The sequence below is a fragment of the Oleiharenicola lentus genome (assembly GCF_051660365.1).
GTDB lineage: Bacteria > Verrucomicrobiota > Verrucomicrobiia > Opitutales > Opitutaceae > Lacunisphaera > Lacunisphaera lenta_A.
Genome location: NZ_JBOZXB010000001.1, coordinates 3,469,831 through 3,483,830, shown reverse-complemented (window position 1 = coordinate 3,483,830; position 14,000 = coordinate 3,469,831). Strand labels below are relative to the sequence as shown.

Genomic DNA, 14,000 nt, shown 5'->3' with positions numbered 1-14,000 from the left:
TCGTTAGCTTCTGTGAAAATAAATTGGTGATTGGTTAGTTGCCGCCGACGCGGGACGTGTCGCGGGCGTTTTCTTCGAAGGCGGCCATGATGGCTTCGTCGCCGGTGAGGCCGGTCGCGCGGGCGCGGTCGATACAGGCGAGCATGCGCTCGTAGTCTTTCGGCAGCACCTTCACGAACTTCGGCACAAAGGCGTCCCAGTTCGCGAGGATTTCCCTGGCGCGTTCGCTCTTCGTGTAGTCGAGGTGTTTTTGCACCATCGCGCGCACGGCGGCGATTTCCTTGGGGTCCTCGAGCTTGCTGACGCCGACCATTTGTTTGTTCACGCGCGTCGCGAAATCACCGACTTCGTCCAGCACGTAACCGATGCCGCCGGACATGCCGGCGCCGAAATTGCGGCCGGCTTTGCCGAGGACGACGACGTTGCCGCCGGTCATGTATTCGCAACCGTTGTCACCGATGCCTTCGACGACCACCGTCACGCCGGAATTGCGGACGCCGAAACGCTCGCCGGCCATGCCGCGGATGTAAGCTTCACCGGCGCTCGCGCCGTAGAAGGCGACGTTGCCGATGATCATGTTTTCCTCAGCCTTGAACGTGGCTTGCGGCGACGGATAAATGATGAGTTTACCGCCGGAGAGGCCCTTGCCGAAGTAGTCGTTCGCGTCGCCTTCGATCGCGAGCGTCATGCCGCGCGTCACGAATGCGCCGAAGCTCTGGCCGGCGGAACCGGTGAACTTCAACTTGATCGTGTCTTCAGGCATGCCTTTCGCGCCGTATTTCTTGGTGATCTCGCCGGATGTGATCGTGCCGGTGACGCGATTGACATTTCGAATCGGAAGTTCGGCGATGACTTTCTCGCCAAACTGAATCGCGGGAGCGCAGAGGTTGAGCAACGTCGTAACGTCGAGCGAACGATCGATGCCGTGGTCTTGCTTCATCTGGCAGAAGCGACCGATTTCGGGGCCGACGTCCGGTTGATAAAGGATGTTGGAGAGATCGACGCCCTTGGCCTTCCAGTGATCAACGGCTTTGCGGCCTTCGAGTTTGTCAGTGCGGCCGACCATTTCCTCGATGGTGCGGAAGCCAAGCGATGCCATGATTTCGCGCATGTCTTCGGCGATGAACTTCATGAAGTTCACGACGTGTTCCGGCTTGCCGGCGAATTTCGCGCGGAGTTGCGGGTCCTGGGTGGCGACGCCGGCGGGGCACGTGTTGAGATGGCACACGCGCATCATGATGCAGCCCGTGGCTACGAGCGGCGCGGTCGCGAAACCGAATTCCTCGGCGCCGAGCAAGGCGGCGATGATGACGTCACGACCGGTCTTCATCTGACCGTCGGCTTCGACGGCGATGCGCGAACGGAGATTGTTCAGCACGAGCGTCTGGTGGGTTTCGGCGAGACCGAGTTCCCACGGGAGGCCCGCGTGATGCAACGACGTCATGGGCGAAGCGCCCGTGCCGCCGTCGTAACCGGAGACGAGCACGACGTCAGCGTGCGCCTTCGCGACACCCGCGGCGATCGTGCCGACGCCGACTTCAGACACGAGCTTCACGGAGATGCGCGCGTCTTTGTTGGCATTTTTCAAATCGTGGATGAGCTCCGCGAGATCTTCGATCGAGTAGATGTCGTGGTGCGGCGGCGGCGAAATGAGGCCCACGCCGGCGGTCGTGCCACGGGTCTTGGCGACCCACGGATAAACCTTGGTGCCGGGCAACTGGCCGCCTTCGCCGGGCTTCGCGCCCTGCGCCATCTTGATTTGGATTTCACGCGCGTTGACGAGGTATTCGCTCGTGACGCCGAAGCGACCGGACGCGACTTGTTTGATCGCGGAGTTCTTCGAATCGCCCTGCTCATTCGTCCACGTGAAGCGTTCGGCGTCTTCGCCGCCCTCGCCCGTGTTCGATTTGCCGCCGATGCGGTTCATCGCGATGGCGAGCGTCTCGTGCGCTTCCTTCGAAATGGAGCCGTAGGACATCGCGCCCGTCTTGAAGCGCCTCATGATTTTCTCGATCGGCTCGACTTCTTCGATCGGGATCGGGGTCTGGCCGGTGAAATCGAGCAAGCTGCGCAGCGTGCACAGTGCCTTCGACTGGTCGTTAACGAGCTTCGCGTAATTCTGGTAATGCGTCTTCGCACCCGTGCGCACCGCTTTTTGGAGCGCATGCACCGACTCTGGCGTAAACAAATGAGCTTCGCCCGTCGCGCGCCATTGGAAAATACCGCCCGCGGGCAACACATGGGCGTTGACCGGACGATCCGGATAAGCCGCGCGGTGACGCAGCAGCACTTCCTGCGCGATGACATCGAGGCCGATGCCGCCAATACGCGAAGGCGTCCAGGTGAAGTATTGATCGATGACGTCCTGACGCAGGCCAAGCGCTTCGAATACTTGCGCGCCGCGGTAGGATTGCACCGAGGAAATGCCCATCTTGGACATGACTTTGATCACGCCCTTCGAGGCCGCTTTGACGAAATTCGCGCAACCCTTCTTGTGGTCGACGCCGACGAGCATGCCTTCGCGGATCATGTCGTCGATGGTCTCGAACGCCACGTAAGGATTCACCGCGGAACAGCCGTAACCGATCAACAGAGCGAAATGGTGCGGCTCGCGCGCGTCACCGGTTTCAAGCACGAGCGAGACGCGCGTGCGGAGACCTTCGCGAATCAGGAAGTGATGCAGCCCCGCGATCGCGAGGAGCGACGGGATCGGCGCGTAGTCTTTCGTGACACCGCGATCAGAAAGAATGAGCACGTTGCACTCGTCTTCTTCGATTTGGCGGCGCGCCATGAGGAATAATTCCTCCATGGATTTCGCGAGGCCCTTCTCGCCACGGTTCACGCGGAAGAGAATCGGCAGGATGCCCATCTTGAGGCCCGGCAAATTCGTGCGGCGGATCTTCGCGAACTCTTCGTTCGTGAGCACCGGCCACTTCAACTCGACGCGGCGGGCGGCGGTCGCTTGCGGCACGAGCAAGTTACCTTCGGAGCCGAGACGGGTTTCGTGCGAGATGACGATTTCTTCGCGAATCGAGTCGATCGGCGGATTCGTGACCTGCGCGAAAAGCTGTTTGAAGTAATCGTAGAGGAGGCGCGGCTGATTAGAGAGCACCGCGAGCGCGGCGTCATTGCCCATGGAGCCAATCGCTTCGACGCCGTCTTTCGCCATCGGCGTAATGGTCACGCGCTCGTCTTCGAACGTGTAACCGAACGCGATCTGCCGTTGGAGTAGCGTTTCGTGATCCGGCGGATCGATGCGCGGGGCTTCCGGCAAATCGCTCAAGTGCACGAGGTGCTGCTTGATCCAGTCTTTATACGGATGTGCCTTCGCAATCGCGGTCTTGATTTCCTCGTCCTCGATGATGCGGCCTTGTTCGGTATCGATGAGGAACATGCGGCCCGGCTGCAGGCGGCCTTTCTTGACGATCTGGTCAGGCGGGAAATCGAGCACACCGGCTTCGGAGGCCATGATGACCTGTCCTTCCTTGGTAACGTAATAACGCGACGGACGCAGGCCGTTACGATCGAGGATCGCGCCGATTTGTTTGCCGTCGGTGAAACCAATCGAAGCGGGGCCGTCCCACGGCTCCATCAAGCACGAGTGATATTGGTAGAACGCGCGGCGATCCTCATCCATGCCCTCGTGGTTGGACCACGGCTCGGGGATCATCATCATGATCGCGTGCGCGAGCGGGCGGCCGGCGAGCACGAGGAGTTCGAGCGTGTTGTCGAACATCGACGAGTCGGAACCGTTGGGGTTCACGATCGGGATGATCTTCTTGATGTCGTCGCCGAAGAGCGGGCTTTCGAACAACGCCTGGCGCGCGTGCATCCAGTTGATGTTGCCGCGGAGCGTATTGATTTCGCCGTTGTGCGCGATGTAACGATACGGGTGCGCGCGTTCCCAGCTGGGAAAGGTATTCGTCGAGAATCGCGAGTGCACGAGCGCCAGCGCCGATTCCATCGACGGGTGCTTCAAATCAGGGAAATAATTATCGACCTGATCGGTCGTGAGCATGCCCTTGTAAACGAGGGTGCGCGACGAGAGGCTCGCGACATACCACGCTTCCGCGCCGGTGATGGTGGAAGTGCGGATGTCGTTATAGCCACGCTTGCGGATGACGTAGAGTTTGCGCTCGAACGCGAGGTCGTCGAGGAGGTCGCCGCCGCGGGCGATGAAACACTGGCGCATGAACGGTTCGGCGGATTTTGCGGTGTCACCGAGGGAAGCATTCTTTGTCGGCACCGTGCGCCAGCCGAGAAATTGCAGGCCTTCGGATTGCACTACTTGCTCGAAACGCTCTTCGACCTTGCGGCGGACGGTGGCGTTGCGCGGGAGGAAAATCAGGCCGACGCCGTATTGGCCGGCTTCGGGCAGCTTGAAGCGACCGCCTTTGAGGACTTCCGTGAAAAACTTGTGCGGCACCTGAATCAGGATGCCTGCGCCGTCGCCGGTGTTGATTTCCGCGCCGCTCGCGCCGCGATGGTCGAGATTGCGCAGAATCTGCAGGCCGTCGGACACCATCTTGTGCGATTTTCGGCCGTGCATATCGACAATGAACCCAACGCCGCAGGCATCGTGTTCAAACCACGGATCGTAAAGGCCTTGCTTCGCAGGACGACCAGAACGGGCGGAATCTTTCGGAATGGACATTTGTAGGTATGAGGAGACGACCAGCGCGAAACGCGCGACGGCCAACTGTGCAAAGTCAATCAGGAGGGTAAAGGATTTTGACGGTTTATGAAACGATTCGTGCGTTTCAGGGGATTGACAGCGCGTGAGTTGAGACGCGTTCGCGAGAAGGCGGCGTGAGCGCGCGAGGAAATGCGGGCGCGGAAGTTGCGGGCGCGAACAACGAAGCAGCCGCTCGCGGCGATGAATCGCGGTAGGGCCTGACCTCCGGGCAGGCCGATTGGTGTCATCGAAAATCCTGACGGCCCGCTCGGAGATCGGGCCCTACCTTGAGACCGCGTCAAGGTAGGGGCGGTTATCCTTAACCGCCCTGTTGCGTTGTGCGCATGCGTCTTCACATGCGCACAAATCCTGAAAGGGCCGTTAAGGATAACGGCCCCTACCTCGAACCGCACTCGATGAAACTCACACCTTGATCGCGGCGCGTTCTTCGAACGTCTCGAAACGATACATCGGCTTCGGCCAGTCGGCGGACGGCGCGTGCGGGATGACCTTCCAGAATTTCCCGACTTCGGTCGCCCAGTTTTCGACGAGGTTCTTCGCGTGCGGGCTGGTCGTGAGCTCCGCGTGGAGCGCGACCAGTTTACGCAGCGATTCGATTTCGTCAGCGTCGGTGAGCCGTTCCGTGGCGATGAGCGCGGGATTGAAGCGTTCCTGGAACGTCTCGCGCTCGTCGTAGATAAACGCGAGACCACCAGACATGCCGGCGCCAAAGTTGAGGCCGGTGCGACCGAGCACGACGACGACGCCACGCGTCATGTATTCGCAGCCGTGATCGCCCACGCCTTCGACGACGGCGGTCGCGCCGGAGTTGCGGACCGCGAAACGCTCACCCGCCCAGCCGGCCGCGAAGAGCGAACCGCCGGTCGCGCCGTAAAGGCACGTGTTGCCGATGACGCAATTCGTGCGCCACTCGTAAGTTTCCTCGGGCTTCGGGCGCACGATGATTTCGCCGCCCGCCATGCCTTTGCCGACGTAATCGTTGCCCTCGCCCACCAGTTTCAAGCGCACGCCGCCGACGAGAAACGCGCCAAAGCTTTGCCCGGAACTGCCGGTGAATGTGAGATCGATCGAACCCGGCGGCACAGCGTTCGCGCCACGCAGATATGCAATCTGCCCGGAAAGATGCGTGCCGACGTCGCGGTTGGCATTCACCACTTTGTAGCGGCCCGTGAGTTTCGCGGACTGGCCGATCAGCACGTCGCGCGCTTCGATCACGATGGCTTCGTCGAGCGTGCCTTCGTTGCCGAAACGTTCGTTGCGCTCGCGTGTGTGATAGCGGTCGGTGTTGCCTGACGGATCTGGATCGTGGAGGACGCCGGAAAGATTGATGAGACGCGTCTTGGGATTCGACGGATCGTCGATTTGCTCGAGCAAATCCACGCGGCCGACGATTTCGTTGAGCGTGCGCACACCGAGTTTCGCGAGGTAGCGGCGGACTTCCTCGGCGACGGCGTTGAAGTAATTGATGACGTTGTCGGGTTTGCCGCGGAATTTCGCGCGCAAATCTTCGCGCTGGGTGGCAACGCCGACCGGGCACGTGTTGTTGTGACACACGCGAAACATCGCGCAGCCTGCCGCGATGAGCGCAGAGGTGCCGAAGTTGTATTCTTCCGCGCCGAGGAGCGCGGCGATCACGATGTCGCGGCCGGTTTTCATGCCGCCGTCGGTGCGGAGCGTCACGCGGTTGCGGAGGCCGTTCATCATGAGCACCTGGTGCGCTTCCGCGACACCGAGCACCCAATCCGAACCCGCATTCTTAATGGAGCCGAGTGGCGACGCGCCCGTGCCACCTTCGTGGCCGGAGACGAGAATCACGTCGGCGTAAGCTTTCGCCACGCCGGCAGCGACCGTGCCGACGCCAGACGAGGAAACGAGTTTCACGCACACTTTCGCGCGCGGATTCACTTCCTTCAGATCGAAAATCAGCTGCGCCAAATCCTCGATCGAATAAATATCGTGATGCGGTGGTGGGGAAATGAGCGTGATGCCCGGGACGCTGTAACGCAGGCGCGCAATCAGCGGCGTGACTTTCGCGCCGGGCAACTGGCCGCCCTCGCCGGGCTTCGCACCTTGCGCCATCTTGATTTCGATTTCGCGCGCGGAAGAAAGGTATTCCGCCGTGACGCCGAAACGACCGGACGCGATTTGTTTGATCGCGGAATTGGCGTTGTCGCCGTTCGGACGCACGATGAAACGCGCGGGATCTTCGCCGCCTTCGCCGGAATTGGATTTACCGCCGATGCGGTTCATCGCGATCGCCAGCGCTTCGTGCGCTTCGGGTGAAAGCGCGCCGAGCGACATGCCGGCCGTCGTGAAACGTTTACGGATATCTTCGATCGGCTCGACCTGCTCGAGTGCGACGGATTTTTCCGGAAACTTAATTTTGAGCAGATCTTTCAACGTCACCGGCTGGTGCTCGTCGGCGACTTGCGCGAAAACTTTGAAATTTTCCGCGTCGGGATTGCGCACAAATTTGTGCATGCCCGCGACGACCTTGGGATTCCAGCCGTGGAACTCGCCCTCGCCGCGCTTGTTCACGCGGTAAAAACCTTCGTTGTGCATCGTCGGCGCAGTCTGCTGGCCGACCGCATCGGGATCCGCGGAATCGAGCTTCGAAAACCCGCGCTCGTGACGCGCGATCGCTTCGTCGGCGATTTGCTTGTAGCCGATACCGCCGATCGGCGACGGCGTGCCGCGGAAACATTCTTCGATGACTTTGTTGCCGATGCCGATGGCTTCGAACACCTGCGCGCCGCGATAGCTGAGCAGCGTGCTGATGCCCATCTTCGCCATAATCTTCAACAAACCCGCTTCGATGACGCTCTTGTAATTCTGCTCTGCTTTTTCCGGCGTGAGCGGCGTGGACGTTTTTCCGTTGGCCGCGAGATCGCGCACGGTCGCGAGCGCAAGATACGGATTCACGGCGGCGGCACCGTTGCCGAGCAAACACGCAATGTGATGCACGTCGCGCGCTTCGCCGGTTTCAGCGATGAGATCGCAACGCAGGCGCACGCCGGCTTTGATTAATTTCGCCTGAATCGCGCCAATCGCGAGCAACATGGGAATTGGCACGTGCGTGCGGTCGACGCCGCGATCTGAGAGAATGATCATGCGCGCGCCGTGCGACTCGACGACGCTGAGCGCTTTATTCGCGAGATCTTTCAGCGCGACTTCGAGCGCATCGGCGCCCGTCGCCGGATCGAACAACGCCGGGAAACGCACCACGCGTCCGCGCAGGAATTTCACCTCGGACAGCGCGGCGACTTCGTAGTCGAACAGGATCGGCGAATCGAGATCGATGAGCCCGTCTTGGTCAGGCTCTTTGACGAACAGATTCAAGCGTCCGCCGATGCCGCTCGCGAGCGACATCACGGATTTTTCGCGGATGGAATCGATCGGCGGATTCGTGACCTGCGCGAAAAGCTGCTTGAAATATTGATACAGCAAACGCGGGCGGCGCGACAACACCGCGAACGGCGTGTCGTCGCCCATCGAGCCAACGGGCTCCTGCCCTTCGGCGAGTGGCGTAAAAATGAGTTCGAGTTCGTCGAGGTCGTAACCGAACGCGAGTTGCTGTTCGAGCGGCGCGACGGAGGCGGCGGACGTAAAAGGTGCGGTCGTCGGAAACGGCGCGGTGGTGGTGGCGGCGGTCTTGGCGTGGACTTCGGCGAACTTGTGCAGATTCACCAAATGTTTGTCGCACCATTCGCCGTAGCGCGGATCGGACGTGAGCGAGGCTTTCACCTCTTCGTCGAAGAGCAGTTTTTTATTCTCGAGATCGACCGCGATCATGCGGCCTGGCCCGAGCCGACCCGACTGAATTACTTTGCCCGGCAAATCGCCGACCACGCCCGCTTCGGACGCGAGCACGATGTAGCCGTCGTCGTAAACTTTGAAACGCGCCGGCCGCAGGCCGTTGCGGTCGAGCGACGCGCCGACAAATTTTCCGTCGGAAAACACGAGCGCCGCCGGGCCGTCCCACGGTTCGAGCAAGTGCGAGTGATAGCGGTAGAAATTCCGCGCTTCCGTCGTGAGGCGTTTATCTTTTTCCCAGGCCATCGGCACCATCATCGTCATCGCGTGTAGCGGCGAGCGACCGCCGAGCGTGAGGACTTGGAGGACGTTATCGAAGCTCGCGGAATCGGACATGCCCGGCTGCACGATCGGGTGCAAATCCGCGAAACGCGCGCCCCACACACCGCCGACCATCGAGCGTTCGCGCGCGTGCATACGCACGCGGTTGCCGCGGATCGTGTTGATCTCGCCGTTGTGCGCCATCATGCGGAACGGCTGCGCGAGATGCCACGTCGGGAACGTGTTCGTCGAGTAGCGTTGATGGAACAGCGCGAACACCGTGCGGTAAGTCGGCAGGCGCAAATCCGGGAAAAAACGGCGCACTTGCGGCGCGTTGAGCAGGCCTTTGTAAACGATCGTGCGCGACGAAAAGCTGCACACGTAAAACCCGTCGATGCGCGCCTCGGTGCAGCGGCGTTCGCTCACCATGTGCGTGAGATAAAGTTTCCGCTCGAACTCGTCGTCGGAAATATCGTCGAGGCGCGCCACGAGCGCTTGCACGATCATCGGCACCGTCTCAGCGGCTTTGCGGCCAAGAATGGAAATATCCACCGGCACTTCACGCCAGCCGATGAAGGCGAGGCCTTCTTCCTTCACCGCTTCGATGATGATTTTGCGCGCGTGCGCTTGCGCGAGGTCGTTGCCGCGCGGGAGGAAAATCATGCCGACGCCGAGATCCTTGTCGGCGGGCACGGTTTTCTTCTGCTGCTCCAAGTGATCGCGGAAAATTTCGTAAGGCAGTTGCGTCAGAACACCGGCGCCGTCGCCCGTGATGGCGTCGGCGTCGATCGCTCCGCGGTGCGCGAGCGCTTTCAATGCAGCCAACGCCCGCGCCAGCACGTCGTGGCTGCGTTCGCCCGTGATGCGAGCGATGAACCCGACGCCGCACGCGTCGTGTTCGAATTCCGGATTATACAGGGGAGAAGGCAGTAGTTTGCTCAACGGAGTTTGGGTCGGTGGAAGGTCTGGAAAACGATGGAGCTTTTAGTGTGCCACACGGCGCGCCGATTGGCGGTCGCGGCACGACGGAGGAAGCGCCTATCAACGCGCCCGGAGCACGCGCCTTGCAATACCGTTTTTCTCAGCGAAAAGCACAGTGGCCGCACGAAATGGTTTTCACTCGGGAACTCGCGTCCGCGCGCGATCTTTTCCTCAAGAAAATCCCGTCATACGCCCACTGTCTCGGCCGGCGCGTCAGCACACGTGAAAGTCGCCGGTTTTTCGCGCACTTCGAAAAAATGGAACTTTTCTCTTACTGTAAGACTGCGGTTCCGTTGAATTTCATAAGCGAAATTTCTCTAGTTCGGCCCGACCTCCCCTCGCGCGCTGGAATTTTCCCGCCGCTTACCCCAACCCCGCCTCAAACCTTCTTCACGACGTCCTTCACGCTGCGGCGTGCCGTGCTGTTTTCCTGACCCAAGAACCCTGATCCTGAAATGCCCATGAATCATAAACCCCAAGCTACCCTCGCCCGCCGACTTACGTTGGCGTTTGCCTGCGGAGTGATCCTCGCCCCCACGGCCTGGTCCCAAACCGCTCCCGCCGCCCCCGCTCAATCCGCCACTTCAGAACGCGAAGTGCCGGTCACAACAGACAGCGCAGCTGCTAAAAAAGAGAAAGACGATCTGCTGCAACTTTCACCGTTTGTGGTCTCCACCAAGAAGGACTCCGGGTATTTCGCGGAGAACACCCTCGCGGGCAGCCGTCTCAATTCAAATCTCTCTGATCTTGCCGCCTCCATCACGGTCGTCACCAAGCAGCAACTCGACGACACCGCGGCATTGGACATCAACGACGTGTTCAAATACGAGGCGAGCACCGAAGGTTCCAGCAGCTACACACCGCAGATCCTGGATCGCGGCACTGTCAAAGACTCCGTCGGTGGTTACTCTTTTGGTAACAACGGCGACTCGACCACGAACGCCCAATCGAATCGCGTGCGCGGTCTCGCCGCCCCCGATGCGTCGCTCAATTACCACCCGACCAACAACCGTATTCCCTTCGATTCGTATAACACGCAGTCGATCGAAATCAGCCGTGGCCCCAACTCCCTGCTTTTCGGTATGGGCAGCCCGGCGGGTATCGTGAATCAATCGGCCGCCCAGGCCGCGCTGAATCGCAACACCAATTCAGTCTCCGTCCGCACCGATCACGTCGGCTCGTTCCGCACTTCCCTCGCGATCAATCGTTCCCTGATCGAGGACAAGTTGGCTCTCTACGCTGCGTTCCTCTACAACGACCAGCAATTCGAGCGCAAACCGTCCTATGACCGCACGCGCCGTCAGTATGCGGCGATGACCTACAAGCCGTTTAAGAATACGATCATTCGCGCGTTCGCGGAAAACTACCGCAATGACGCCAACCGCCCGAACTTTATCACGCCACGCGACGGTGTGACCCCGTGGATCCAAGCCGGCCGGCCGATGTATGACCCGGTGAGCCGCAACATCACCTTCCAAAACGCCGCCACCGTGACGTTGCCAAACGGCACGACGCGGTCGGTCACGGCCGGACAGGTCTATGGCCCAATCATCTTCGATTCGCGTTCGCCGGGCTACAATCCCGCCGTCACGACGCTGGTGAATACTGCGCTCATCACTAACCCTGCGTCGCCTTACTACATCCCGATCGGCTTTCAATTCGACAACGCTAACGCCGGCACGCGCCAGCGCCTGAACAACGGACAATACGTCGACTACTTCTCCCGCGGCATCGGTTTCTATGCCCCGGCGCAGACCAACCCGGCCACCGCCACACCCTCGGCCACCAGCTTAGGCTATCTCGCAGGCGATCCCCGTTTCGCCCTTCTTGACCGCAACTGGTCGATGTCCGGCTTCGGCGTGGCGCCTCCCGTCACCGTCAATGGCCAGGTCGGTTCTTATTCTTCCTATCAAGCCGCTGGCGTCAGCGATCAATCGATCTACGACTGGACGCGCTATAACTTGAACCAGGTTAACTTCGCCAACCTCCGCGCTGGCGTCTACAATCTTGAAGTTGAGCAAGTGCTCCTCCCGAACTTGTTTTTCAGCGCCGGCTGGCTCCGTCAGGATATCGACGCTTCCGAGAATTTCATCCTCTCCCAGCTGCAAGGTAACACGCTCCTGGTCGACACGAACACCCGGAATATCGACGGCACGACCAATCCCTATGCTGGCCTTGCATATGTTCCGCTCGGTCTCGGCGGCGGCGTGGACACGTTCTACTCTCCCGAAACCAACGATAGCTATCGTGCGATGCTCGCCTACGACCTCGACTTCTCCAAGAACCAAGGTTGGACCCGTTGGTTCGGTCGTCACCGCTTGCTCGGCCTCGTTTCAGAAGTGGACCAAAAACGTAATCGTGAGCGCTGGCGCTTGGTCTACACCGGCGGCGATGCGGAAGGTCGTCTCCGTTACGGCCCTAATTTAAGTTTGGGTGGTCAGGCTTATTGGAGCCTCAGCGGCACCAGCGCGCTACGTAAGATGTATTACGCGGCGAGCCCGGGCGATGCCTCCGGCACGGTCACGCAGTCCATCGGTTATTACGGCAATCCCGGCTCGCAGTCTCCCTACAACGCCAGTGTGCAAGTCTACGGTTTGCAGGATAACACCAACGCATTCCGCAATATCAGTCTCACCGAACAAATTGCCTTTGCCGATGCCGGCAGCGCCAACTTCCAGCGCGAAATCAAGAGCTGGAATCTCGCAACGCAGTCGTATCTGTGGGACGACCGCCTGGTCGCGACCGTTGGTTTCCGTCACGACGCCTACCGTGCGCGCAACACCACCGCTGGCGCGATCACCAATCCCGCGACCGGCGCGGTGATCAGCCCCACGCTGACCGCGTCGCAGATCAATCCCAACAACTTGGGCTTCGTCGACTACGATCTGGTCATGAACCGTTGGATCCCGTGGGATGAACTCGAAGGTGACACCAAGACGGTCGGTGCCGCGTTCCGCCCGCTCAAAGGCTGGGGTTTCGTCGAACGTCGCAACAGCGAAGGCTCGATCGTTGGAGAATTCCTGAGCGGTCTCACGTTCTACTACAATCAGTCGGATAACTTCAACCCGCCCTCCGGCGCGCAAACCGATCTCTTCAAGAAACGCCTGCCCAAGCCCACCGGCGAAGGCCGTGACGGCGGTTTCGGATTCAATCTCTTCAAGAACAAACTCGTCGCCCGCGTAAACTGGTTTGAAACGGAAAATCACGACGAACGCACGAGCGCTGCCGGCACCTTGCTGACCCGCGTTCAGTATGGCGACACCACGCTCGGTATTCCGTGGGCTTCCTCAGTGTTGCGTATTCGCAACGCGGTCGCCCGTGGCGAAACCGTCGCTTCCTACACGGCCCAAACCAACTGGAACGATGGCGCCGTTTACTCAGTCGACGATGCCGCCAGCCAACAAAAGATCTACGACCTACTGCAACTCCCGTTGAACTACTTCAGCGGCCTGCAGCTCGGTGCCACCCAACAGAGCATCGCGAAAGGCACGGAAGTTCAGATCACCTACAATCCGATGCCCAACTGGACGATGAAGCTCACCGGCACTCGCACCAAGAGCGTCTACACCGATGTCGCTCCCCAGTTCGATGAGTGGGAAGCGTATCGCATGCCGGTCTGGACCGCGCTTGCCGCCACGGATATTCCGGACTTCGTCGACGGTAACAATCGCGCTTACTCGCTGAGAAACTTCTGGAACGCCTACGGCTACGCCACCGTCGCCCGCATCGAAAACTTGGACGGCAACACCAGCACACGCGCCTATTACGCGAATGCCGTGACGTCACAAGTTGCTCTCGCGAAAGCGCTGCAAGGAGCCATCGCCCCGAACCAACGCATCTACCACGCGTCATTCCTCACGAACTACGTGTTCAACAAGGGTAAGCTCAAAGGTTGGTCGACAGGTGGCAGCCAGCGCTGGGAATCCAAGGCCGCAGTTGGTTACTACGGCAAGCCCGCTGACCCGCTCACGCCGTTGCTGATCAACTCGTCCGACGTCACGCGCCCTGTGTATCTCGACAACGGCAACTTCTACACCGACATCTGGTTCGCCTACTCCCGGAAAGTCTTCAGCGACAAAATCCGCATGAAGATCCAGTTGAACGTGAACAACGTGATGGAAGACGGTCGCCTCGACCCGATCGCCGTCAATTGGGACGGCACCCCGTGGGCGTATCGTATCATCGACCCGCGTCAGTTCGTGCTGACGACTTCGTTCGACTTCTAAACTCCGACTCCAATCCACTGAAA

The 14,000-nt window shown here is 60.2% G+C and carries 3 protein-coding genes; 1 reads left to right on the top strand and 2 read right to left on the bottom strand.

Annotation, left to right across the window (positions count from 1 at the left end):
• Positions 1 to 34: 34 nt before the first annotated feature.
• Both gltB (ACRRQW_RS13515) and gltB (ACRRQW_RS13510) read right to left on the bottom strand, forming a co-directional pair.
• Positions 35 to 4,654: a glutamate synthase large subunit gene (gltB, locus tag ACRRQW_RS13515; RefSeq protein ID WP_438482015.1), complete on the bottom strand. Its 4,620-nt coding sequence runs from the start codon at positions 4,652 to 4,654 to the stop codon at positions 35 to 37.
• Between the two features lie 444 nt (positions 4,655 to 5,098).
• Complete coding sequence (gene gltB, locus ACRRQW_RS13510) at positions 5,099 to 9,712, bottom strand: glutamate synthase large subunit (protein ID WP_438482013.1); 4,614 nt, start codon at positions 9,710 to 9,712, stop codon at positions 5,099 to 5,101.
• A gap of 500 nt (positions 9,713 to 10,212) precedes the next feature.
• Between gltB (ACRRQW_RS13510) and ACRRQW_RS13505 the strand changes: the two genes are divergently transcribed.
• Positions 10,213 to 13,977: a TonB-dependent receptor plug domain-containing protein gene (locus ACRRQW_RS13505; protein ID WP_438482011.1), complete on the top strand. Its 3,765-nt coding sequence runs from the start codon at positions 10,213 to 10,215 to the stop codon at positions 13,975 to 13,977.
• The last annotated feature ends 23 nt before the right edge of the window (positions 13,978 to 14,000 follow it).

What these genes read in the sequence shown, in the direction of transcription:
- gltB (WP_438482015.1), bottom strand. Translation starts at nt 4,654, where the DNA reads ATGTCCATTCCGAAAGATTCCGCCCGTTCTGGTCGTCCTGCGAAGCAA.
- ACRRQW_RS13505 (WP_438482011.1), top strand. Translation starts at nt 10,213, where the DNA reads ATGAATCATAAACCCCAAGCTACCCTCGCCCGCCGACTTACGTTGGCG.